Here is a 23991-nt window from a genome sequence, read left to right on the forward strand (position 1 = left end):
ACGGGTGCCGGCCCCGGATTGAGAGTGTTTTGTGCCGTCAGCCCTTTGGTGGTGGGCGCAAGCAGCTATCTATTCAGTAGCGTATTTTCCGTATCACCCAGAGGCCTCCTGCGTCCATGACCGAACCCGTCCGCCTCGCCAAACACCTGGCCCAGATGCTCAACTGCTCGCGCCGCGAAGCTGAGCAGTACATCGAAGGCGGTTGGGTGCGCGTCGATGGCGTGGTTGTGGAGGAGCCGCAGCACCGCGTGCTGGACCAGAAAGTCGAGCTTGACCCGGACGCCAGCCTGCTGGCGCTGACGCCAGTGACGCTGCTGCTGAACAAGCCGCCGGGCTACGAGGCTGGCCTGGAAGCGGGGAGCAAGCGCCCTGCCAACCCCTCTGCGCACTTGCTGGTTCCGTCCAACCACGTGAAAGACGACCGATCGGGCATCCGGCCCCTGAAAAAACATGTCAGCGCGCTGACGCTGGCGACACCGCTTGCCACCCCGGCCAGCGGCCTGGTGGTTTTCACCCAGGACTGGCGCGTGGCGCGCAAGCTCAGCGAGGACGCCGCGGTCATGGAGCACGAGGTCATCGTGGACGTGACCGGCACCATTGCGCCGGGCGGCCTTCAGCGGCTCAACCGCATCGACCATGGCTTCACCTTCAACGGGGTGTTGTTGCCGCCCGCGAAAGTGAGCTGGCAAAACGAGACCCGTCTGCGTTTTGCGCTCAAGGGCGAACGCCCGGGGCAAATTGCCTTTATGTGTGAAAGCGTCGGACTCACGGTGCAGGCGATGAAACGCATCCGTGTCGGACGTGTCTCCATGAGCAGCCTGCCCGTGGGACAGTGGCGCTATCTGCAGCCACACGAACGGTTTTAAGGTCGGCGCCGGGCGGCACAGGCGTAAAAATACAAGCAGGGGCCGCGGATCTGGCTTTGCCAGTCCGCAGGCGCAGCGGCCCCTCTTTCAGTGCAAGGGGCAGGGAGCTGCCGCAGGCTCGAAGTGAGCGACCGTGGGGGCCACCTTCTACCCGCCCCAAAACCGGATGCTTCCCGGAAAGGCCCAGACCAGTGCGCCTGTCATCGTCACGTAGCGCGCAAATTTTCCGACGGCCATGTAGGCCACACAGGGCCAGAACGGAAACTTGAGCCAGCCCGCCACCGCGCAAAGCGGGTCGCCGACCCCGGGCAGCCAGGCCAGCAGACAGGCTTTGGGCCCCAGCTTTTCCAGCCAGCGGATGGCGCGGCTGTGGTGCGAGGAGTGTGAATACTTGTCCACCACCTTGTGGGCGCCATAACCGAACCACCAGTCAAGCGCGCCACCCAGCGTGTTGCCTGCCGTGGCCACCAGCACGGTCGGCCAGAACAGGTGCGGACTGAGCTTGACGAGGCCGAATACCACCGGCTCGGAACCCAGCGGCAGCAGGGTAGCGGAGATGAACGAGACCACAAACACCGTGCTCAACCCATACTCGGGCAGAGCCAGGGCTTCAATCAGTTGTTGTATCCAGAGTTCCATCTGGAGCGAGTATAGGCAGTGCGCCCGTTTCCTGGCGCTGGAGCCGGTTCGCGCACCCTGCTTTCAGATTTAAATTGCTGAAATTTTGGGCAGTTACAATCGTGCCTCGCTTTTGCGCACCCACACCTGCCTCCCATTTCCATGAACATCGGCCCCTACGTTTTGGCGAACAACCTGTTTGCCGCGCCGATGGCGGGTGTCACCGACCGGCCGTTCCGGCGTCTGTGCAAGGCCGGGGGGGCGGGTTATGCGGTCAGTGAAATGGTCACCTCGCGGCGTGACCTGTGGGACACCCTGAAGACCTCGCGCCGCGCCAACCACGACGGTGAAGTCGCGCCGATCGCCGTGCAGATTGCCGGCACCGATGCGCAGATGATGGCCGAGGCCGCCGCCTACAACATCGACCGCGGCGCGCAGATCATCGACATCAACATGGGCTGCCCGGCCAAGAAGGTCTGCAACAAGTGGGCCGGCTCGGCCCTGATGCAGGATGAGCCACTGGCTCTGGCCATTGTCGAGGCCGTGGTGGCCGCCTGTACGCCGCGCGGCGTTCCGGTCACCCTGAAGATGCGCACCGGCTGGGCCGAATCGCATAAAAACGCTGTCGCGCTGGCACGTGTTTTTGAAGGCGCGGGTGTGCAGATGCTCACGGTGCATGGCCGCACACGCGAGCAGGGCTACAAGGGACGCGCCGAGTACGACACGATAGCGGCGGTCAAGGCCGCGGTGGCCGTTCCGGTGGTTGCCAACGGCGACATCGATACACCTGAGAAAGCCCGCGATGTGCTGGCCTACACAGGCGCCGATGCGGTGATGGTGGGCCGGGCCGCCCAGGGCCGCCCCTGGATTTTCCGGGAAATTGCGCATTTTCTGCAGACCGGCACGCATCTTGCGCCGCCGCTGGTGGCCGAGGTCAAACGCCTGCTGCTCGACCACCTGCTGGATCACTATGCACTGTACGGCGACTTCAGCGGTGTGCGCTCCGCGCGCAAGCACATCGGCTGGTACGTCAGGACGCTGCCTGGTGGCGAGGCGTTCCGCAGCCGCATGAACCTGCTGGAAGACAGTGAGGCACAGTGGCAGGCGGTGGCAGACTTTTTTGACGGGCTGGGCCAGTGCATGGACCGCATGCCCGTGGTGGGGAGCGGCATGGCGCAGCCGGCCGTCGGCGACAATGCAGGACAGAAAAAGAAGGAGGGAGAGCTCGCATGAGCAAGAAACACATCGAAGAGTGCGTACGCACCAGCCTGGAAGTTTATTTCAGGGACCTGCGCGGCACCGAACCTGATGGCATGTACGACATGATGGTGAGGGTGGTCGAAAAGCCGTTGCTGGAGGTGGTGATGCAGCATGCCGACCACAACCAGTCACGTGCGGCCGAATGGCTGGGCCTGAACCGCAACACCCTGCGCAAAAAACTCCTTGAACACAAACTGATCAAGTGACCCCAAGTGACCCGGCCATCGCATCCCATCCCCCAAAAAAACCAAAGACACGCATGAACGCCCTGATATCCGTCTCCGACAAAACCGGCATTGTTGACTTTGCACGTGCGCTGCACGCGCTGGGCATCAAGCTGATTTCCACCGGCGGCACCGCCAAGCTGCTGGCTGACGAGAAGCTGCCCGTGACCGAGGTCGCTGAACTGACCGGTTTCCCCGAGATGCTGGACGGCCGCGTCAAGACCCTGCACCCCATGGTGCACGGCGGCCTGCTGGCGCGCCGCGATGTGCCCGAACACGTGGCCGCGCTGAAAACCCACGGCATAGACACGATAGACCTGCTGGTCGTCAACCTTTACCCGTTTGAAGCGACCGTCGCCAGGCCCGGCTGCACGCTGGAAGACGCGATAGAAAACATAGACATCGGTGGCCCGGCCATGGTGCGTTCAGCCGCCAAGAACTGGAAGGATGTCGGTGTGCTGACCGACGCCTCGCAATACGCCGGCGTGCTGGAGGAGCTCAAGACGGCCGGCAAACTCAGCGACGCGACGAAGTTCACCCTGGCTGTGGCCGCCTTCAATCGCATCAGCCAGTACGACGGCGCCATCAGCGACTACCTCTCTGGCATCCAGCCGGGCGGTGCGCACGGCCTGTTTCCCGGCCAGTCCAACGGCCGCTTCGTCAAGGTGCAGGACCTGCGTTACGGCGAAAACGCACACCAGCAGGCTGCGCTGTACCGCGACCTGTACCCGGCGCCGGGTTCACTCGTGACCGCCAGACAACTGCAGGGCAAGGAGCTCTCCTACAACAACATCGCCGACGCCGACGCCGCCTGGGAGTGTGTCAAGAGTTTTTCAGGTTCGGCCTGCGTCATCGTCAAACACGCCAACCCCTGCGGCGTGGCTCTGGGCAAGGACGCGCTGGAGGCCTACAGCAAGGCCTTCAAGACCGACCCGACCTCGGCCTTCGGCGGCATCATCGCGCTGAACTGCACGCTCGACGAAGCGGCGGCGCAGCAGATCTCCAAACAGTTTGTCGAGGTGTTGATGGCCCCGGGCTTCACGCCAGAAGCACTCGAGGTCTTCAAAACCAAGGTCAATGTGCGGATCCTGCAGATCGACCTGCCACCGGGTGGCAACACGGCGTGGCAACAGGGCCGTAACCTGATGGACATCAAACGCGTCGGCTCCGGCCTCTTGATGCAGACCGCCGACAACCACGACCTGGCGCTGGCCGACATCAAGGTGGTCAGCAAGCTGCAGCCGACGCCGGCCCAGCTGCAGGACCTGATGTTCGCCTGGAAGGTCGCCAAATACGTCAAGTCCAACGCCATCGTGTTCTGTGCCGATGGCATGACCATGGGTGTGGGCGCCGGGCAGATGAGCCGCCTGGACTCGGCGCGTATTGCCAGCATCAAGGCCGGGCATGCCGGCCTGTCGCTCAAGGGCACGGCCGTTGCAAGCGACGCTTTCTTTCCTTTCCGCGACGGCCTCGACGTGGTGGTCGATGCGGGTGCGAACTGCGTGATCCAGCCGGGCGGCAGCATGCGTGACCAGGAAGTGATCGATGCGGCCGACGAACGCGGCGTGGTGATGGTGCTCAGTGGGGTGCGGCACTTTCGCCATTGAAACCCGGGTTTCATAGGTAAAAAATGCCTGCAGCCCTTATTCCACGGGCGCTACCAGCTATGTAATCAGTAGCAGACTGAGCGCCCGCCGGGCTGGCTTGGCCGAAGTCTTCTCTTTGGCCGGCTTGTGCGGCGTTCAGCGCGCAGCGAAAAACCGGGCGGCGGCCCCGACGGTTTCGGCGATGTCTTCCGCTGTGTGCGCCGAACTTACAAAACCGGCTTCATACAGCGCCGGTGCGTAATACACGCCTTGATCCAGCATCGCATGGAAGAAGCGGTTGAAGGCCGGGCTGTCGGTCGTCATCACCGTGGCGTAGTTTTGTGGCAACTGGTCGAGCAGGAAAAAACCGAACATGCCGCCTTCGCTGTCGCCGCAGAAAGCCACGTCCGCCTGGGCGGCGGCTTGCTTCAGGCCGCTGACCAGGCTGCGGGTGCGTTCGCCCAGCGCTTCATAAAAACCGGGCTTTTGCAATTCACGCAGGGTCGCCAGTCCGCAGGCCGTGGCCACCGGGTTGCCCGACAGCGTGCCGGCCTGGTAGACCGAACCCAGAGGTGCCAGCAGCTCCATCACCGCTCGGGTGCCGCCAAAGGCTGCCATGGGCATGCCGCCACCTATCACCTTGCCCAATGCGGTCATGTCGGGTTGGAAGCCGGGAATGCTCTGGGCATACAGGCTTTGCGCGCCGCCGAGGGCAACGCGAAAGCCGGTCATGACTTCGTCGAACACCAGCAGCGCGCCGTATTGGGTGCAGAGTTCGCGGCAGCGTTTCATGAAGGGAACGCTGGCGCGCACAAAGTTCATGTTGCCGGCGATCGGCTCGATCATCAGGCAGGCAATCTCCTTGCCGTGTATTGAAAAAGCTTCTTCCAGCTGGGCGATGTGGTTGTACTCGAGCACCAGCGTGTGCTGCACGACCTCAGGCGGTACACCTGCGCTGGTCGGGCTTCCGAAAGTGGCCAGACCCGAGCCGGCTTTCACCAGCAACGCGTCGGAGTGACCGTGGTAGCAGCCCTCGAACTTGATGATCTTGCTGCGACCGGTGGCGCCACGCGCCAGCCGGATCACGCTCATCGTGGCTTCCGTTCCGGAACTCACCAGGCGCAGCATCTCGATGGACGGCACGAGCTTGACGATCTCCTCGGCCAGCTCCACTTCGCGTTCGGTCGGTGCGCCATAGGAAAAGCCCTCGAGCACGGCCTTTTGCACCGCCTCGACGACGGCGGGGTGCCCATGGCCCAGGATCATCGGGCCCCAGGAGCCGATGTAGTCGATGTAGCGCTGGCCGTCGGCGTCCCAGAAATGGGCGCCCTGGGCGCGCTGCACGAATCGCGGGATACCGCCGACGGCCTTGAAGGCGCGTACCGGCGAATTGACACCGCCGGGAATCAGTTTTTTGGCGCGCTCGAACAGCGCTGCATTGCGGGAGGTGTCGGGACTAGTGTTTGGTGCCATTGGTGGGTAGGTCAAAGGGAGGCAGGGGGAGCAGGGGGGTGTCCGGATCGCTGTCATCGTCGCCAGCGTCCATGGCGTCTTCTTCAGTCTGGGCCCAGAACAGCCGGTCAGGCACGATATGGCCCATGCCGGGGTGAAAACCGGCGTCCAGGCTGTGATCGAGATAAGTCAGCGCTTCGGCCGTCGCGGCCTGCAGGTTGTGGCCGTTGGCGAGCAGTGCCGTCAGTGCGGCTGTCAGCGTGTCGCCGGCACCGGCAAACACTGCCTCGAAACGTTCGAATTTTTCGCTGTAGAGAATGGCCTGCGGCGTGGCCAGCACGTTGTCAATGAACTGTTCGGGCAGGGGCACGCCGGTTACCAGCGTGTAGGGCACGCCGAACTCGGAAGCGGCCTTGGCGATATCACGTGCCGACGGGCTCTTGTCGCCGGTCCAGTCCGGCAGCAACCAGCGCCACAGGCTGCTGTGGTTGCCCACCAGCACGGTGGTTTGCGGCAGCATCAGTTCGCGAAACGCGTCGAGATAGCTGTCGATCGCCTCTTCTTCCCACCACGACAGGTTGGGCATGTAGGCAATCAGCGGCACATCGGCATAGTCCGATGCAATTTCTGCAATCGCGCTGATGGTTTCCGGGCTTCCGACAAAACCGACCTTGATGGCGGCAACGGGCATGTCTTCCAGTGCCGTGCGGGCCTGCTCGGTCACCGCCTCCTCATCAAAGGAAACATGATCGAAAATCTCGGCCGTATCACGCACATAGGCGCCAGTGACAACCGCCAGCGCATGGGCGCCAGCGGATGTGATGGCGCTGATGTCCGCCGTCAGGCCGCCAGCGCCGCTGGGGTCGTTGGCGTTGAAGCTCATCACGCAGGCTGGAGAGGTTTCGCTGTCCTCTGTTTCCATTAGCGGGCTATCCAGAGGAGTGGGGGTGGGGTTTGCCATAGGGCTGGAATTTTGCCTCGTAAGCGAATAAGCAACGCCGCCTCGATACAATTGTTGCATTCTATTCGAAGGCAACTTAAGCTGTGACTCAATCAATGACCTGGATGTGTTTAATTTGTGGGTGGATCTATGACGAAGCAACCGGTGCGCCAGAACACGGCATAGCGGCAGGCACACCTTGGGCCCAGGTACCGATGAACTGGACCTGTCCCGAATGCGGCGCGCGCAAGGAAGACTTCGAAATGGTTGAAATCTGAATGGTCGCGCCAGGTGTCTAAACAAAACGCGCGGGGGGCGGTGCCGGGCCGGCGACGCGGTACAAGGAGCACAGTCAGTGAGTAATACCAGTTCGGGTCTCAAGGTCCTGGTCATCGACGACAGCAACACGATCCGGCGCAGCGCGGAGATTTTCCTCAAGCAGGGAGGCCATGAGGTGCTCCTGGCGGAGGACGGCTTTGACGCACTCTCCAAAGTCAACGACTACCTGCCTGACTTGATCTTTTGCGACATCCTGATGCCACGTCTGGACGGTTATCAGACCTGCGCCATCATCAAGCGCAACCCGAAATTTTCCAATGTCCCGATTGTGATGCTGTCTTCCAAGGACGGGGTTTTCGACAAGGCGAGAGGCAGGATGGTCGGCTCGCAGGACTACCTGACCAAACCATTTACCAAAGACCAGTTGCTGCACACCGTTCAGGAACTGGGCAGCGCAAAACAAGGAGTAGCGTGATGACGATTAAAAAAATACTGATTGTGGATGACTCTAAAACGGAGTTGATGTTCATGACCGACCTGCTGGTCAAAAAAGGTTTTGCCGTGAAAACCGCTGAGAACGCGGAAGATGCCTTTCGTCGGCTGGCCGAGGAAAAGCCTGACCTGATCCTGATGGACGTGGTGATGCCCGGGCAAAATGGTTTTCAACTCACGCGCGCCATTACCCGGGACCCCCTGTACGCAGACGTGCCCATCATCATGTGTACCAGTAAAAATCAGGAAACCGACCGCGTCTGGGGCATGCGCCAGGGCGCCAAGGACTACATCACCAAGCCGGTGGATGCTGACGACCTGATGGCCAAAATCAAGGCGCTGGGCTGATCCCGCACCGAACCCTCTAAAGCATGGCCAACCGACAAGCGCTAAGAGAACTGCAAAGCCGTCTCGCCGACAGGCTGAAGGCGGCCAAGACCCAGGGTGTTTCGGCGTCCTGGCTGGCCGTCGAGGCGGGGGGTGAAAAATACCTCTTCCCCCTGAATCAGTCCGGAGAAATCTTTCCCTGGGTCAGTGCGCAGAATGTGCCCTACACGCAAGCCTGGTTTGCCGGTGTGGCCAATCTGCGTGGCGGCCTGTATGGCGTGGTTGATCTGGCGAGTTTTGTGACCGGGAAAATGCCGCCGGCGCGCAGTGAGCTGGCACGTACCGAGTCGCGGCTGGTGGCCCTCAACAGTGCGCTGGAGATCAATTGCGCCTTGCAGATCGACAAGCTGGCCGGCCTGCGTAACTCGGAAGCGTTCACGGACTTTGCAGAAAGATCGCCCGACGCGCCGGAGTTTTTCGGCCACAGCTATGTGGATTCGAACGGTACGCATTGGCAGGAAATCAACCTGCAGTTGCTGGCGCAACAAGCCCATTTCTTGACCATCAGCGCCTAGCGCTATCACGTTTTTCCCGGAAGGCTCACCATGTCTGTTGTCGAAAATATTCAGAAGCTGTTCAAAACAAAGTCTGCGCCACCCGAGGACAGCATGGATGGCGTCTCGCTGGACATGTCGGTGGATCCCCTGGCAACGGGGGCGATGGATGCTTCGAGTGGTTCAGCCTCCACGGCGCGCCTGGGTGGCAGTGATGGTCCTGAAAGCCTGTCCGCCGAGGACGTCCCGGAGAATGTTGAAAAGCTGGCCCTGCCGGTACTGGGCCGAAGGCCCATGGGCGAGCACCAGCGGATCCTGGTGATCCTGCTCGCTTTTGCGGTCGTGGTGCTCGGCTCCGTGACTTTTGTCGCACTGAACCAGGCGGACAGGGTCGCGCAGCAGGTGGCCGCCACCGGGCAATCGCTGATGCAGTCGCAGCGACTCGCGAAGTCTGTGTCCCAGGCGCTGGTGGGCAGTGCCCAGGCATTCCCCGACGTGCGAGAAAGCTCTGACGTGCTGGCCAAAACCGTGCGTGGCTTGAAGTCTGGCGATGAATCCCTGCGTCTTGAGCCGGTCGCCGCTCCCCTGCAGCCGGATGTCGAGACGGTGACGCCGCTGATGGAGCGCGCTGAGAAAAATGCATCAACCGTGATGGGGCAGCAGGCCATTTTGACGCAGGTGGGAAACGCGCTGCGCACCATCAACCGGCAGTCGTCGGATCTGCTTGAAATTGCCGAGACGGTGTCTTCGCTCAAGCTCCAGCAGAACGCGGCGCCCGCAGAAATTTCAGCGGCGGGCCAGTTGGTGATGTTGACCCAGCGTATCGGTAAATCCGCCAACGAATTTCTGACCATGGAGGGCGTGAGCCCCGAAGCCGTGTTCCTGTTGGGTAAGGACCTGAACTCGTTCAAGGAAATTGCACAGGGCTTGCAGGAGGGCAGTCCCGAACTTCGCCTGGCGGGCTCCAAGGACCCGCAGACGCGCGAACGGCTCGAGGCGCTGATGGCGCTGTATGAGCAGACCCGGGTGCAGGCGGGTGCGATTCTGGGCAACTTGCAGGGTCTGGTCTCGGCTCGTGAGGCGCAGGCTTCGATCATTGCCGACAGTGAGCCTTTGCGTCGGGGCCTGGAGGACATTCAGGGCAAGTTGTCGTCACAAACCGGCCTGGGTGTCGGGGCACTGGCGACGCTGGCCGCTGCTGCTGCCTTTGCGTTGCTTTGCGCGGCAGGTCTGGCCCGTTTGCAGGTGCTTGACAGCCGGCAGCGCCAGGGTGTCGCTGAAAATCAGCGGCTGGAAGCCAAAGGCATGGAGCAGGACGCCAAGCGCGTCAATGACGCCAACCAGGCCGCCATTTTGCGATTGATGAACGAGTTGCAGACAGTGGCTGAAGGAGACCTGACCCAGGAAGCGACCGTGACGGAAGACATTACCGGTGCCATTGCCGACTCGGTCAACTACACGGTGGAAGAGTTGCGCCAACTGGTAGGCAACGTGCAGAACACGGCGACACGGGTGGCGCAAACCACGGCCCAGGTGGAAAGCACCTCGACCGAGCTGCTGGCAGCCTCCACTGAACAGCTGCGTGAAATTCGCGAAACCGGCCAGTCGGTGCTTGACATGGCTACCCGAATCAACCAGGTGTCCACCCAGGCGCAGGAATCTTCCCAGGTGGCGCGCCAATCGCTGACCGCCGCCGAATCAGGTTTGCAGGCGGTGCAAAACGCCATCGGCGGCATGAACTCCATCCGCGACCAGATTCAGGAAACCTCCAAGCGAATCAAGCGACTCGGTGAGTCGTCCCAGGAGATTGGCGAGATCACCGAACTGATTTCGGACATTACCGAACAGACCAACGTGCTGGCGCTCAATGCGGCCATTCAGGCCGCGTCCGCGGGTGAAGCCGGTCGCGGATTCTCGGTGGTTGCCGAGGAGGTGCAGCGGCTGGCTGAGCGTTCTGCCGATGCGACGCGCCAGATTTCTGCGCTGGTGAAAGCCATTCAGACCGACACGCAGGATGCGGTGGCCGCCATGGAGCGCTCCACGCAGGGTGTGGTCGAAGGAGCCAAGCTGTCGGACAGCGCCGGTACCGCACTGTCGGAGATTGACCTGGTTTCACGCCGGCTTGCTGACCTGATCGAGCAGATTTCCGACTCTGCATCCCGGGAGGCCGAATCTGCCAACGTGGTGGCCGGCAACATCCAGCACATTTTTGCGGTGACCGAGCAAACCGGAGAAGGTACGCGATCCACTGCGCAGCAGGTGCGTGATTTGTCCCGCATGGCCGAAGAGCTCAGGCAGTCCGTCTCGCGATTCAAGATCGCCTGACGTCTCGCCGATTTTTCCTGTCCGTGACCTTCGATTTCTGAACCGGCCTGCTATCTATGCAATTGAACGCTCCGAATTCATCTCCTGCCGACCTCGACTTGGCCGTGAATGATCTGGGTCCATTGGCGTGGGTGCTGGACGAACTTCGAAAATCTCTGGACGGTGCTGCAAAGGCCCTGAAGCGTTTTGTGCGAGACGCCGAATTGGCGCGCGGCTCTGATCTCGCGGCCCTTGATGCAAGCCAGTTGCGCATTGCGCGCCAGCAGTTGCACCAGGCTGTCGGTGCGCTGGAGATGGTCGGTTTGGGTGCGCCCGCGCTGGTACTGCGCGCGATGGAATCAGCTGTGCAGCGGTTTGTGCAGCGGCCAGAGCAATGCAATCAGGAGGCTGCGGCGAAGGTTGAGCAGGCCAGTTTTGCTTTGACCGAATACCTCGAAGGAGTGCTGGCTGACAAGCCGGTTTCAGCAGTTTCGCTGTTTCCCCAGTACCGTGACGTGCAGGGGCTGGTCGGTGCGGATCGCATCCATCCGGCAGACCTCTGGATGTACGAATGGCGCTGGATGGACCCGGCGCTTGCGGTCACCGTTAACGCGGTCGCTTACGATGATGCGTCGAGGCAGTCGCTGGACCAGCTGGTCCTGAAAATCATGCGTACGGGCGACCCGCAGGCAGCACAGAGCTTCAGGGATATGTGCCTGGGATTCGCCCAGGCCGAGCCTGCAGGTGAGCCCAGGGCATTCTGGAAAATCGCAGCGGGCTATTTTGAAGCGCTGGCTCATGGTTTGCTCAAGGTGGACCTCTATGTCAAACGCGCTGCTTCGCGCGTGCTTCTGCAATATGCGTCCTTTGCCAAGGGCGGCACCGATGCGTCGGACCGGCTTGCCCAGGATCTGCTGTTTTTTTGCTCACAAGCCGTAGCGGCCCGTGCCGCCGACACCCCGGTCCTGTCTGCCATTCGCTCCAGTTATGGCCTGACCCGGTTCAAGCCGGTTGACTACGAGGCGGTGCAGTTTGGCCGTTTCGACCCTGCGCTGCTGGCCCAGGCCCGCAAACGGATTGTTTCGGCCAAGGAAACCTGGTCGTCTCTGACGGCGGGGGATGTGAGCAAGTTCAAGACAGTGGCTGACCAGTTCAGTCTGGTGACCGATTCGCTGGTCAAGCTGCATCCGCCGAGTGAGCCCCTGGCCACAGCGCTGACACAGGTGATTGAAGTGACGGTTCGTTCCGGGTTGGCGCCTCCCATCGAGCTGGCTCTTGAGGTCGCCACGGCCGTGCTCTACCTGGAAGCTGCTTTTGATGATCTCGATCCCGCCGACCCACAACTGGCGATCCGGACCGCCCGACTGGCCCAGCGCCTCGACAGCGCGCGAAGCGGTGGCCAGGCGCAGCCGCTTGAGTCGTGGATGGAAGAGTTGTATCGCCGCGTCAGCGACAAACAAACGATGGGCAGTGTTGTCGGCGAATTGCGCATCTCGCTGAGCGAACTCGAAAAATCGCTTGATGTATTTTTCCGCAACCCGCAGGAAAAAGCGGCGCTGGCAGCGGTTCCTGGCCAGCTCTCGCAGATGCGTGGGGTGCTGTCCGTGCTGGGGCTGGATCAGGCCTCTCAGGCGGTACTGCGCATGCGCGAGAGCGTGGAGCAGATGCTGCTGGTGACACCGGTGGACGATCAGCTGGCACGCCCTTCCGGAGCCTTCGAGCAATTGGGCAACAATCTGGGGGCATTGAGCTTCCTGATTGACATGCTCAATTACCAGCCGGCGCTCGCGAAAAAACTTTTTGTGTACGACGATGTCAAGGGTGAGCTCAAACCCCTGATGGGGCGTATTCATACCGCGCAGGACGCAGCCGCGGCGGTAACGGTCAACAGCGAGTTGTCCCAGGAAGTGCTGTCCGTCGTTCAGGATGCCCAGGCCGGCGATTCTGCCGAAAGTCTGAGCGTCAAACTCGATGTTCTGGCAACCCATGCGGCGCTGGCCGACCAGCCAGCGCTTGCCCAGACTGCCCGTGATGCCGCTTTGGCCGTTGCCGCGCAGGGCCCACAGTCCGATGCGGGTTCTCTCACCAGTCTGGTGGCGGCTACCGCGCCGGCTGCTGCGCCTGAGGCGGCGCCTGGGGGCTCGGCCACCGGCGCTGACGATTTCGAGGAAGACGACCTGCGCGATATCTTTCTGGAGGAAGCGCGCGAAGTCGCTGGTCATGCGCAGTCGGCGCTTGCCGCCCTCGCCACTGAGCCAGGAGATATCGGAGAACTGACGATATTGCGGCGCGCTTTCCACACGCTCAAGGGCAGCTCCCGTATGGTCGGGCTCAACGAGTTTGGCGAAGCTGCCTGGGGCATGGAGCAAATGCTCAATGGCTGGCTGGCTGAGCAAAAGCCTTCCAATGAAGAATTCCGCGCGCTGTGTGTGCAGGCCATGGACGGGTTTGCGGCATGGATCGAGGACATTGCCTCGGGTCGTGAGACGACCTGGACGTCCTCCGCATTTCGAGCCAGTGCAGATGCGATGCGGGAGGAGGGGCGTTTCATTCCGATCCAGCAGCCAGCCGCGCTGCAGGCGCCGGCTGCGGCGAGTGTTGCCTCTCCTGTTGAGCAAGGGCAGGACGTGGCCCCGTTGCCAGTGGCCGAGGGCACGGATCTGGACTTCGACTTCGTGATGGATGCGCAACCTGCGGCGCCTGCTTTCGAGGCGCCTGCCGCACCCGAGGCGTCAGCGCTGTCGGATATTCAGGGAATTGACTTTGACAGCCTCGCGGCCTTGTCGGGACCGGTCGCCGTCGAGTCGCCCGCCGTGCCGGATACACCTTCGGGGATCGTGTTTGAGCTGGATTTTGCAGACCCTTCGCCCGCTGAACAGGCCGAACCGCTGGAATTGTCGGCCAGCGATTTTGACGTGCATTTTCTGGGGCAGCCTGCTATTGAGGAAGAGTCTGCCCAAGCTCCGGCGGCCCTGCCCCCATTGGAAGCGACGCAGGACGGGCAAGGTTTTGACTTTGCCTTGCCGGGGGACAGTGAGAGCCAGTCTCCAGCCCTTGCGAAGGAAGATGTGTCCGCTGCATCTTTCGAAAGTGCTTCCGATGAACCGGTATCCGGCGAAACGGCCGCAGACGAGCAGATCAAGGTGATCGGTTCGTTGCGTATTGGCATTCCGCTTTACAACGTCTATCTCAATGAAGCTGACGAGTGGTCGCGCCGGCTGGTCACCGAAGTCACGGAATGGACGATGGAGCGCGACCGCCCCATCGGCGACTCCACACTCGCGCTCACCCATTCGCTGGCGGGCAGTTCGGCGACGGTTGGATTCGAAGCCCTGTCTGAAATGGCGCGCGCGCTCGAAAACGCCTTGCAGCAGACGCAAATCCAGCATGGGCAAAGCAGCGGCAGGCACAACAAGTTGTTGATCGACGCTGCCGAAGACATCCGGCGCCTGCTGCATCAGTTTGCAGCTGGCTTTCTCAAGCAGCCCGATCCCGGAATTCTTCAGGCTCTGCGGGAAATCGACTTCAGCGACGCCGCCGCTCAAACTTCCATGGACATCTCCCTGCCGGAGGCTGCTGAGACCCCCGTCGCATTGCAGGAACCAGTTTCTGCCGCGACCCCTCTGGAAGCCCCGGAAGCGCCTGCCGGCGTTCCGATGAAGGGCACCGTACTTCCTGCGCAGGAACGCCCACTTTCGGTGACGGTCAAGGTCTTGCCCGTTGCACCTGTGATCACTGCGACTGTCGCGGTGCCGGCGTCGCCCGCCATGCCAACGGCGGCAGTAGCACCTGCTGCGCCTGTGGCAACGGCTGCATCGTTTGCGTCTGCGGCATTCAGTGAAGACATGGATGACGAGATTGACGCGGTCGACGTGATCGATCCGGACCTGTTTCCGATTTTTGAGGAAGAGGGCGCTGAATTGATGCCGCAGCTGGGCGGCGCCCTGCGCCAATGGTCGGCTCGTCCAGATAACCATGGTGCGCGCAACGAAGTGTTGCGGGCCCTGCACACGCTCAAGGGCAGTGCGCGTCTGGCGGGCGCCATGCGACTCGGCGAGATGGCGCACCGGATCGAGTCGGATATCGAGCACATGGGCTCCGATGCTGCCGCCTCGCAGGATTTTGATTCGCTGCTGACAACTTTTGACGCGATGCAGGCCAACTTTGAAGCCCTGCGTCACCCTGGCGACGCGGCCCAGGCGCTGGAACCCTTGCCGCCGCTTTCTCCGGCCGCCGTTGAGGTGGCTGGTGCCCCCGCACCGGATGTTGTGGAGACGGATGCCAGTTCGCAGGCCGTGCCGGCAGTTGCCGCCGCGGCGGGCTCACGCAAAGTCATGATGTCCGTGGCCCAGTCCACCGCACTGCAACCCTTGCGACCGGCGTCTTCGGGGTCGATACGCGTGCGTTCGCAGCTGCTGGACCGCATGGTCAACCAGGCGGGTGAGGTGATGATCACGCGGTCGCGCCTGGAAGCCGAACTGAACCAGTTGCGTGGCTCACTCAACGACCTGAGCGGCAACCTGAACCGTTTGCGTGCGCAGCTGCGTGACGTGGAAATGCACTCTGAAACGCAGATGCAGTCGCGCCTGCAGCAGGCCAAGGAAGCGCAGCTCGGCTTTGACCCGCTGGAATTCGACCGTTTTACGCGCGTGCAGGAACTGACCCGCATGATGGCCGAGTCGGTCAACGACGTGGCGACCGTGCAGCGTACCTTGCAGCGGACGGTGGAAGCGACCGAGGACGATCTGATCGCCCAGGCGCGTCAGACGCGTGAATTGCAGCGCGATCTGCTGCGCACCCGCATGGTGGAATTTGAGGGTATTTCCGAGCGGCTGTACCGCGTGGTGCGCCAGGCCTCGAAGGAAACCGGCAAACAGGTCCGTCTGGACCTGCAGGGCGGCACGATCGAGATGGACCGCGGCATGCTCGATCGCATGACACCTGCGTTCGAACACCTGTTGCGCAACTGCGTGGCCCACGGCATTGAAGATATGCAGACCCGCACCAACGCGGGCAAGGACCCCAGTGGCCTCATTACCGTGAGCCTGCAGCAGTCGGGCAATGACGTGTCGGTCGAATTCCGCGACGACGGCGCTGGTCTCAATCTGGAGCGTATCCGCGAGAAGGCCGTGGCTTCTGGCCTGCTGGCTCCGGGTCAGCAGATCGGCGACGACGAAGCGGCCAACATGATTTTCATGCCAGGCTTCAGTACCGCGTCGCACGTGACCGAGCTTTCCGGCCGGGGTATCGGCATGGACGTGGTGCGCTCCGAGGTCAACGCCTTGGGCGGACGCATTGAAACCAGCACTGTCGCAGGCAAGGGGACCAACTTCAAGCTGGTGTTGCCGCTGACCACGGCGGTGACGCAGGTGGTGATGTTGCGCACCGGTGGTTCTTCGGTCGGCGTGCCCGCGAACGTGGTCGAAACCGTGCGCCGGATTTCGGCGAAGGATTTGCAGCAGGCCTACAACAGCGGCGTGCTCGATGTTGCCGGCGAAGCGGTGCCGTTTTTCTGGTCGGGTGCCTTGCTGCAGGTCTCCCGCATGAGCAGCGAGCCCCAGGGCAAAACCGCTCCGGTGGTCATTTTCCGAAGCGCCGCGCAGCGGCTGGCCCTGCACGTTGACGAGGTGCTGGGCAACCAGGAGGTGGTGGTCAAAAACCTGGGCCCGCAGCTTTCCCGCCTGCCGGGTCTGGCGGGCATGTCGGTGCTGGCCTCGGGCGCCGTTGTCCTGATCTACAACCCCGTCGCACTCGCCTCGGTTTACGGCCAGCAGGCGCGCGCCTGGAGTTCCGACAGTGCCGAGCCGCACATGCTCGAGCAGTCGGGCGCTGACGAGGGGCGCGGTTTGTCCGTCTCTTCGCCTGTTCCGGTGACACCTCAGATTCCGCTGATTCTGGTGGTGGACGATTCGATCACGGTGCGGCGCGTGACCCAGCGCCTGCTGCAGCGCGAGGGCTATCGCGTTTCCATGGCCGCCGACGGCTTGCAGGCGCTGGAACGTCTGCAGGAGGAGCGTCCCACGGTGGTGCTGTCCGACATTGAAATGCCGCGCATGGACGGATTTGATCTGGCGCGCAACATCCGCGGTGATGCCCGCCTGAGCGACTTGCCGATCATCATGATCACCTCGCGCATTGCCGAGAAGCATCGCGAACATGCCAAGGAACTGGGCGTTGACCATTACCTCGGCAAACCTTATGCCGAGGACGAATTGCTCAGCCTGATTCGTCACTATTGCAGCGCAGAGGCCGCCGTTTCATAAAGAAATGAGCGTCCAGCCCTTGCTGGGAAAGCGCCTCAAGCTATGAAAACAGGAGCATTCATTCGGCGCCTGTTTTCTTGACAGGCGCGTAGCGTTGCAGGGTCCGTGCCCGCGCCGCGTCATGCTGCACGACGGGAAGCGGGTAGTTCTCTCCCAGCCGGACGCCGGCAGACGCCAGCGCCACGGGCTTGGCCAGCCAGGGGCTGTGCAGCTCGGCACCGGTCAGCCCGGCCAGCTGTGGCAGGTACTTGCGGATGAACTTCCCGTCAGCGTCGAACTTTTCGCTCTGGCTGGTCGGGTTGAAGATGCGGAAGTAGGGTTGCGCGTCGCAGCCGCTGCTGGCTGCCCATTGCCAGCCGCCGTTGTTGGCTGACAAGTCGAAGTCGTTGAGTTTTTCGGCGAAATATCGTTCGCCCCAGCGCCAGTCAACGCCCAGGTCTTTCACCAGAAAGCTGGCGGCAACCATGCGCAGGCGATTGTGCATGTACCCGGTCTGGTTGATCTGGGCCATGGCCGCATCGACCAGAGGGTAGCCGGTCCGGCCTTCACACCAGGCCCGAAACAATGCCTCGGCAGGGGGGCCCTCTTCCCAGGCGATGGCATCGTACGCGGGCTTGAACGAGCGCTCGGCCACGTGCGGGAAATTGCTCAGGATCTGCGCATAAAAATCGCGCCAGATCAGCTCGCTGAGCCAGACTGCGGCACCTGCGCTGCCTTCGCTTTGCAGGCGCAGGGCGGTAGCCGCCAGGCGGCGGATGGAGACCGTGCCAAAGCGCAGGTGCACGCCCAGATAACTCGGCCCTTTGATCGCAGGAAAGTCACGCGTGGCGTGGTACTGGTCGATACGCGCCATGAAATCGTCAAACAGGTGCGTGCCGCCGAGGCTGCCTGTGGGGATTTTCAGTTCAGCGAGGTTGGTCGGTGCAAAACCGATGTCACCCAGCGTGGGTACGCCGGTGCGGCTGTCCGCAGGCAGGGCGGCCAGAGCCGCGCCGTGGTTCTGCACCGGGTAGGGACGGAGGTAAAACTCGTCCACCTTCCTGAGCCAGGCATTTTTGTAGGGCGTGAAAACGCTGTACGGCGTGCCGCCCAGTGTCAGCACCTCCCTGCGTTCGAAGATCACGTGGTCCTTGAAGCTGTGAAACGCCTTGCCGTTCCCCGCCAGCGCCCCGCTGACCCGCGCGTCGCGTGCCAGCGACCTGGGCTCGTCATCGTGGCTGGCAAAAACGGCTTCGACAGACAGCTTCTGCGCCAGTGTCGGCAGGACCTCGTCCGCCTGGCCATGCTGCACGATCAGCCCGGCATGAAGCACGCCGTGGTGGCGGCCCAACTCCGCCAACTGCCTGTCCAGGTCGACCAGGGACTCGCGTATGAACTCCACGCGGCGGTCGGCCCGCGGCAGGGCGTCCAGAATGGCCCGGTCAAAGACAAAAACGCAAAAAACCTGGCGGCAGGCCTTGAGGGCGTGGTACAGCGCCGCGTTGTCGTCAACACGCAAGTCGCGTCGGAACCACATCAGGCCTGTGGCGTATGTTTTGTTCATGTTCCGGGAGCAGTCATGGATGTGGCGCAGGTTAGGGAAGGGGCGCATGGAGATGGCGCAACAGGCTGGTGGCTATTTCTTCCAGCGCGTAGCAGCAGCGCGTAAAATTGCGCCATGGCACTGGATTCTGCACCGATCAACCTGACCCATCACTTCCTGATTGCCATGCCCGGGCTGGACGATGAGGCTTTCGCAAGAAGCGTCGTCTACATGTGCGAGCACAGCGAACGGGGCGCGCTGGGCCTGGTGATCAACAAACCCAGCGACATCAACCTCCAGGGCCTGTTCGACAAGGTGGCTTTGCCCCTGAGGCGCGACGACCTGACCAAGTCCCTCGTGTTCCAGGGCGGGCCGGTTCAGACCGAGCGTGGTTTTGTGCTCCATGAATGCATGCTCGAAGGCAACGAAACGGTGTACGCCTCGACCATGACCATCCCCGGTGGGCTGGAGATGACCACTTCCAAGGATGTGCTGGAAGCCCTTTCCACGGGCGCCGGGCCCCGCAGGGTGTTTGTCTCCCTGGGCTATTCGGCCTGGGGCGAAGGGCAGCTGGAATCCGAAATTTCCGACAACAGCTGGCTCACCGTGGAGGCGGACCTCGCGCTGATTTTCGACACGCCCGTCGAGCAGCGTTACGACAAGGCATTGATGCTGCTGGGCCTGCAGAGCTGGATGTTGTCGCCCGAGGCAGGGCACGCATGAGTGCTGCGGCTCCGCCTGCCATGGCCGCCAACCTGCAAACATTTCTGGCTTTCGATTTTGGCGTCAAACGCACCGGTGTTGCCACCGGCAACCGGCTGACCCGCACGGCGACACCGCAAGGCAGCATCGCCGCCGAGGGCGACGCCCGTTTCGCGGCGATCGCCCTGAAGATCCGGGAGTGGCAACCCGACGCCCTGGTGGTCGGCATTCCTTTTCATCCCGACGGCGCCAGCCATGACAACACCAACCGGGCCCGGAAATTTGCCCGCCAGTTGCGCGGACGTTTCGGCCTGCAGGTGTTCGAGGTCGACGAGCGTTACAGCACCACCGAAGCACTGTCTCAGGGGGCGACTGACGCGGACGCGGCATCTGCCTGCATAATTCTCGAGCAGTTTTTAAGGAGCTTTTCATGACCAGCCTGACCCTGGACGCCGAGGCGTTGTACCGCGAAGTCCTGCGCGGCATGCAGCTGCTGCTGGCAAGCTATGACCGCCCGCCGCGGCTGGTGGGCGTGGCTTCAGGCGGCGTCTGGCTGGCCGAGCGCCTGCGCACCGATCTGGCGCTTGCTGACGACATTGGTACGCTGTCCTCCGCGATGCACCGTGACGATTTCTCCCAGCGCGGACTGTCGGCCAGCGGTCAGACCGTGCTGCCTTTTGATGTCAACGGCGCCCACCTCATCGTGCTCGATGACGTGCTCTACACCGGGCGCACCATTCGCGCCATTCTCAATGAATTGTTTGATTACGGGCGGCCGGCCAGCGTCAAGCTGGTGGTGCTGGTGGATCGGGGTGACCGGGAGCTGCCGATACAGGCCGACTTTGCGGCGGCCCGGGTGGCCCTGCCTGCGTCGCAGTCGCTGGCCCTGGCGCGCAGTGACGATGGCCGGTTCAGCTTTCAGGTGCAGGGGGCGACGGCATGACCGCCTGCACCAGCGGTTGTTCCGCCTGCATTTCTGCCGTCCTGCGAAAGGTCTGATCGTGTTGTACCGACGAAACCCGCAACTCAACAAGAACGGTGAGCTGATTCACCTGCTGTCCATTGAAGGGCTGCCCAAAGCCACGCTGACCCACATCCTCGATACCGCTGCCAGCTTTGTCAGTGTCAGCGATCGCGAGGTCAAAAAGGTCCCGCTGCTGCGCGGCAAGAGTGTCTTCAACCTCTTCTTCGAGAACTCCACCCGCACCCGCACGACCTTCGAGATAGCGGCAACGCGGCTGTCGGCTGATGTGATCAACCTCGATATTGCGCGCTCGTCGGCCTCCAAGGGCGAGTCGCTGCTCGATACGATCTCCAACCTGAGCGCGATGGCGGCCGACCTGTTTGTGGTGCGCCACAGCGAATCGGGCGCACCTTACCTGATCGCGCAACACGTCGCACCGCATGTGCATGTGATCAACGCTGGCGACGGCCGCCATGCCCACCCCACCCAGGGGCTGCTGGACATGTACACCATCCGCCACTACAAGAAGGACTTCAGCAACCTCACCGTGGCGATTGTCGGCGACGTGCTGCATTCGCGCGTGGCCCGCTCCGACATCCATGCGCTGACCACGCTGGGTTGTCCCGAGGTGAGGGTGGTGGGCCCGAAAACGCTGGTGCCTGCCGACATGGCGCAAATGGGTGTGCGCGTGTGCCACACCCTCGAAGAGGGCATCAAGGGAGCCGACGTGATCATCATGCTCAGGTTGCAGAATGAACGCATGTCCGGTGCCCTGTTGCCCAGCAGCCATGAATTCTTCAAGAGCTTCGGTCTGACCAATGACAAGCTCAAGCTTGCCAGGCCCGACGCGATCGTCATGCACCCCGGTCCGATCAACCGCGGTGTCGAAATCGACTCCGCCGTGGTTGATGGCGCACAAAGCGTGATCCTGCCCCAGGTGACCTTTGGCATCGCCGTGCGTATGGCCGTCATGAGCATTGTTGCCGGGAACGAAGCATGATTAAAAGCCCCCACGCTTGTCGCTTCGCGTACTGCGCTGCCCCCCAAGGGGGCGCTGCGCCTGCGGCCCGGCTGAGCCGGTTCCGCGGCCCCTGCTGGGCGGAAAGATTCCCCCGGGCTTGTTATGTCGTGCGCTGCGGAGAGGCCATATGAAGATACTCATCAAAAACGGCCGGGTCATTGATCCGGCCTCGGGCCATGATGCGGTGGGGGATGTGGCGATCGCCGCGGGGCGCATCGTCTCGCTCCACGGTGCGCTGACCGACTTCGCTCCGAATCGGACCATTGATGCGAGCGGTTGTATCGTGGCGCCGGGCCTGATCGATTTGTCGGCGCGCCTGCGCGAACCGGGCTACGAGCACGAGGGCATGCTCGAGAGCGAACTGGCAGCGGCCGTCGCCGGCGGCGTCACCAGCCTGGTCTGCCCGCCCGACACTGATCCGGTGCTCGACGAGCCCGGCCTGGTCGAGATGCTCAAGTTCCGTGCGGAGAAGCTGCACCAGTCGCGTGTGTTTCCGCTGGGCGCGCTCACGCGGGCCCTGCAGGGGCAGGCATTGACTGAAATGGTCGAGCTGACAGAGGCCGGCTGTGTCGGTTTCAGCCAGGCCGAGGTGCCTCTGGCCAACACCCAGGTGCTGCTGCGCGCCCTGCAATACGCCGCCAGTTTTGGCTACACCGTCTGGCTGCGCCCACAGGACAGCTGGCTGGGGGGAGGCGTGGCCGCTAGCGGTGCGCTGGCGACCCGGCTGGGCCTGAGCGGTGTGCCGGTGGCGGCCGAGACCATTGCGCTGCACACGCTGTTCGAGCTGATGCGAGCCACCGGCGCGCGGGTGCATGTCTGCCGCATCAGCAGCGCGGCCGGCGTGGCCTTGCTGGCCAGGGCCAAGGCCGACGGTCTGGCTGTGACGGCGGACGTCAGCATCAACAGCCTGCACCTGACGGACACTGATATTGGCTATTTCGACAGCCGCATGCGCCTGAATCCCCCGTTGCGCCAGCAGCGTGACCGGGATGCGCTGCGCCAGGGGCTGCTCGATGGCACCATCGACGCGCTGGTGTCGGACCACACACCGGTCGAGGCCGATGCGAAGACCCTGCCTTTTGCCGAGGCCGAGCCGGGCGCCACCGGGCTGGAGCTGTTGCTGGGCCTGGCCTGCAAATGGGGCACGGACAGCGGTGGGGGCCTGTCCCGCGCGCTGGCTGTGCTCACCAGTGAGCCGGCCCGCGTCCTGGGCGGCGCTCTGGGGACATTTCAGGCCAGCGCCGGGCAACTGGTCAAGGGCGGCGTGGCCGACATCTGTGTGTTCAACGCGCAGGCCGAATGGACAGTGCAGCCCGACACCTTGCGCAGCCAGGGCAAACACACGCCGTTTTCCGGCTACCAGTTGCCGGCCCGCGTATGCTGGACGCTGGTAGGCGGGCAAGTCGCGTACGAGGCCTGAAAGGCATGCAAGCCGTCTGGCGCCTGTTGCGCGCCCTGGCGCATATTGCGGTCGGTATGTGGACCATCCTGACGCTGTTTCCCCGGCTCGGGCAGCCGGCGAAAGAAGCGCGGGTCCAGGTCTGGGCCATGGCCATGTTGAAGATAGTCGGCATCGAGCTGCTGGTCAGGGGATCTCCCGTGGCAGAGGGGCCGGCCCTGCTGGTGGCCAACCACCTTTCCTGGCTGGATATCGTGGTGCTGCATGCATCGCGTTACTGCCGTTTTGTTTCCAAGTCGGATATCAGGCACTGGCCACTGGTCGGCACGCTCGCTGGCGGTGCTGGCACCCTGTACATAGAGCGCGAGTCCAGGCGCGATGCCCACCGCGTGGTGCACCACATGACCCGGCAGCTCCAGCTCGGGGACGTGCTTGCCGTGTTCCCCGAGGGAACGACGGGCGACGGCACCCGCCTCAAGCCCTTTCACGCCAACCTGCTGCAGGCAGCAATTTCGGCGAACGCACCGGTGCAGCCCGTGGCCCTGCGCTTTGTGGATGCCGATACGGGGCAGACCTGTTTTGCGCCGCGTTACATCGACGATGATTCGATTTTCGTGTCGATCTGGGAAACCCTGAGCGTGCGGCATCTTCGCGCCGAGGTCACTTTCGGGAACCCCCAGCCCTGCGATGGCCGGGACCGGCGCACCTGGGCAGTGGATCTGCAGCGGGAAGTGGAGCGCCTGCTGCGCGCGGGCGTTTAAGGTTCCTGGGCGGCGACGGGCGCGTGGTCGTCGCGCTGGAACGTCACCACGTGGTCGACCTCGGCGCGAATGCCAATCCATTCGCCGAGGGCATGGTCGTGGTGTGAGGGCACATGTGCCATCACGGTTTCGCCACTTTGCAGCTGCAGTGTGTAGAGAAACTCGGAACCGCGAAAAGCCTTGCGCAGGATTTTCGCCTTCACCGGGGCTGCATCGTCATGGACGATGTCGTCGGCGCGCAGCAACACGTCGCAGATGCCGTCGGGGTAGGCACTCGGCAGGGGACACTCCAGCACATCGCTGAGGTCTCCCAGTGCCGTGTGCAGCACCACGTTGTGGTCCTGCTGTGTCAATTGGGCGCGGGTGAATACGCCGTGGCCGATGAACTCGGCCACAAAACGCGTCGCGGGCCGGTGGTACAGCTCGTAGGCCTCATCCCACTGGTGCAGGTGCCCCT

Annotated in this window: 21 protein-coding genes; 16 read left to right on the plus strand and 5 right to left on the minus strand. The window is 62.8% G+C overall.

The annotated features are described in order from the left end of the window. Positions 1-116 precede the first annotated feature (116 nt). Complete coding sequence (locus tag PSV33_RS19255; RefSeq protein ID WP_300564285.1) at positions 117-866, plus strand: rRNA pseudouridine synthase; 750 nt, start codon at positions 117-119, stop codon at positions 864-866. Between the two features lie 147 nt (positions 867-1013). On the opposite strand, the gene PSV33_RS19260 is transcribed toward PSV33_RS19255, so the two are convergent. Next, on the minus strand, positions 1014-1505 hold the full coding sequence (locus tag PSV33_RS19260) for a YqaA family protein (protein WP_300564286.1): 492 nt from the start codon (positions 1503-1505) through the stop codon (positions 1014-1016). A gap of 141 nt (positions 1506-1646) precedes the next feature. On the opposite strand from PSV33_RS19260, the gene dusB reads away from it, so the two are divergent. Genes dusB through purH form a run of 3 tightly spaced genes read left to right on the plus strand, consistent with a single transcriptional unit; the run spans position 1647 to position 4575 of the window. After that, on the plus strand, positions 1647-2717 hold the full coding sequence (gene dusB / locus PSV33_RS19265; protein ID WP_300564287.1) for a tRNA dihydrouridine synthase DusB: 1071 nt from the start codon (positions 1647-1649) through the stop codon (positions 2715-2717). Beyond that, on the plus strand, positions 2714-2950 hold the full coding sequence (locus PSV33_RS19270; protein ID WP_300564289.1) for a Fis family transcriptional regulator: 237 nt from the start codon (positions 2714-2716) through the stop codon (positions 2948-2950). Before dusB ends, PSV33_RS19270 begins: the two co-directional genes overlap by 4 nt. 53 nt (positions 2951-3003) lie before the next feature. Beyond that, positions 3004-4575 (plus strand): bifunctional phosphoribosylaminoimidazolecarboxamide formyltransferase/IMP cyclohydrolase, encoded by a 1572-nt coding sequence (purH, locus tag PSV33_RS19275; protein WP_300564291.1) that lies wholly within the window; start codon positions 3004-3006, stop codon positions 4573-4575. Between the two features lie 135 nt (positions 4576-4710). Here purH and hemL read toward each other — a convergent pair whose 3' ends face one another. Both hemL and PSV33_RS19285 read right to left on the minus strand, forming a co-directional pair. Continuing rightward, entirely contained in the window at positions 4711-6027 is a 1317-nt protein-coding gene (hemL, locus tag PSV33_RS19280) for a glutamate-1-semialdehyde 2,1-aminomutase (RefSeq protein WP_300564293.1), read from the minus strand. Next, positions 6011-6967 carry a bifunctional hydroxymethylpyrimidine kinase/phosphomethylpyrimidine kinase gene (locus PSV33_RS19285; RefSeq protein WP_300564294.1) on the minus strand — a complete coding sequence of 319 codons (957 nt, stop codon included), beginning with the start codon at positions 6965-6967 and terminating at the stop codon, positions 6011-6013. Before PSV33_RS19285 ends, hemL begins: the two co-directional genes overlap by 17 nt. A gap of 83 nt (positions 6968-7050) precedes the next feature. Between PSV33_RS19285 and PSV33_RS19290 the strand changes: the two genes are divergently transcribed. From PSV33_RS19290 to PSV33_RS19315, 6 genes are all read left to right on the plus strand, one after another. Further along, positions 7051-7224, plus strand: coding sequence for a rubredoxin (locus PSV33_RS19290; RefSeq protein WP_300564297.1), 174 nt, complete (start codon positions 7051-7053; stop codon positions 7222-7224). A gap of 77 nt (positions 7225-7301) precedes the next feature. Next, entirely contained in the window at positions 7302-7700 is a 399-nt protein-coding gene (locus tag PSV33_RS19295) for a response regulator (RefSeq protein WP_300518151.1), read from the plus strand. Then, the gene (locus PSV33_RS19300) at positions 7700-8065 is read left to right on the plus strand and encodes a response regulator (RefSeq protein WP_300542104.1); all 366 of its coding nucleotides are present in this window, start codon (positions 7700-7702) and stop codon (positions 8063-8065) included. Before PSV33_RS19295 ends, PSV33_RS19300 begins: the two co-directional genes overlap by 1 nt. Before the next feature lie 23 nt (positions 8066-8088). Continuing rightward, entirely contained in the window at positions 8089-8619 is a 531-nt protein-coding gene (locus PSV33_RS19305; RefSeq protein ID WP_300518156.1) for a chemotaxis protein CheW, read from the plus strand. Between the two features lie 30 nt (positions 8620-8649). Next, positions 8650-10923, plus strand: coding sequence for a methyl-accepting chemotaxis protein (locus PSV33_RS19310; protein WP_300564299.1), 2274 nt, complete (start codon positions 8650-8652; stop codon positions 10921-10923). Between the two features lie 56 nt (positions 10924-10979). Continuing rightward, positions 10980-17165: an Hpt domain-containing protein gene (locus tag PSV33_RS19315; RefSeq protein ID WP_300564301.1), complete on the plus strand. Its 6186-nt coding sequence runs from the start codon at positions 10980-10982 to the stop codon at positions 17163-17165. 58 nt (positions 17166-17223) lie between these two features. Here PSV33_RS19315 and PSV33_RS19320 read toward each other — a convergent pair whose 3' ends face one another. Next, positions 17224-18708: a deoxyribodipyrimidine photo-lyase gene (locus PSV33_RS19320; RefSeq protein WP_300564303.1), complete on the minus strand. Its 1485-nt coding sequence runs from the start codon at positions 18706-18708 to the stop codon at positions 17224-17226. Positions 18709-18822: 114 nt separating this feature from the next. Between PSV33_RS19320 and PSV33_RS19325 the strand changes: the two genes are divergently transcribed. The 6 genes from PSV33_RS19325 to PSV33_RS19350 all read left to right on the plus strand — a co-directional run bounded on the left by PSV33_RS19325 (position 18823) and on the right by PSV33_RS19350 (position 23534). Next, complete coding sequence (locus PSV33_RS19325; protein WP_300564304.1) at positions 18823-19410, plus strand: YqgE/AlgH family protein; 588 nt, start codon at positions 18823-18825, stop codon at positions 19408-19410. Further along, positions 19407-19823, plus strand: coding sequence for a Holliday junction resolvase RuvX (gene ruvX / locus PSV33_RS19330; protein ID WP_300564306.1), 417 nt, complete (start codon positions 19407-19409; stop codon positions 19821-19823). The genes PSV33_RS19325 and ruvX overlap by 4 nt, the downstream gene beginning before the upstream one ends. Further along, positions 19820-20332: a bifunctional pyr operon transcriptional regulator/uracil phosphoribosyltransferase PyrR gene (pyrR, locus tag PSV33_RS19335; protein WP_300564308.1), complete on the plus strand. Its 513-nt coding sequence runs from the start codon at positions 19820-19822 to the stop codon at positions 20330-20332. The genes ruvX and pyrR overlap by 4 nt, the downstream gene beginning before the upstream one ends. 58 nt (positions 20333-20390) lie before the next feature. Beyond that, positions 20391-21353 carry an aspartate carbamoyltransferase catalytic subunit gene (locus PSV33_RS19340; protein ID WP_300564310.1) on the plus strand — a complete coding sequence of 321 codons (963 nt, stop codon included), beginning with the start codon at positions 20391-20393 and terminating at the stop codon, positions 21351-21353. A 148-nt stretch (positions 21354-21501) separates the two neighbouring features. After that, entirely contained in the window at positions 21502-22794 is a 1293-nt protein-coding gene (locus PSV33_RS19345; protein WP_300564312.1) for a dihydroorotase, read from the plus strand. 5 nt (positions 22795-22799) lie between these two features. After that, entirely contained in the window at positions 22800-23534 is a 735-nt protein-coding gene (locus tag PSV33_RS19350; RefSeq protein ID WP_300564313.1) for a 1-acyl-sn-glycerol-3-phosphate acyltransferase, read from the plus strand. On the opposite strand, the gene PSV33_RS19355 is transcribed toward PSV33_RS19350, so the two are convergent. After that, a partial coding sequence (locus PSV33_RS19355) for a TOBE domain-containing protein (protein WP_300564315.1) occupies positions 23531-23991 on the minus strand: 461 nt, incomplete at its 5' end. The genes PSV33_RS19350 and PSV33_RS19355 overlap by 4 nt on opposite strands.

Origin of the sequence: Polaromonas sp. (assembly GCF_029945895.1) — a bacterium.
GTDB lineage: Bacteria > Pseudomonadota > Gammaproteobacteria > Burkholderiales > Burkholderiaceae_C > Polaromonas.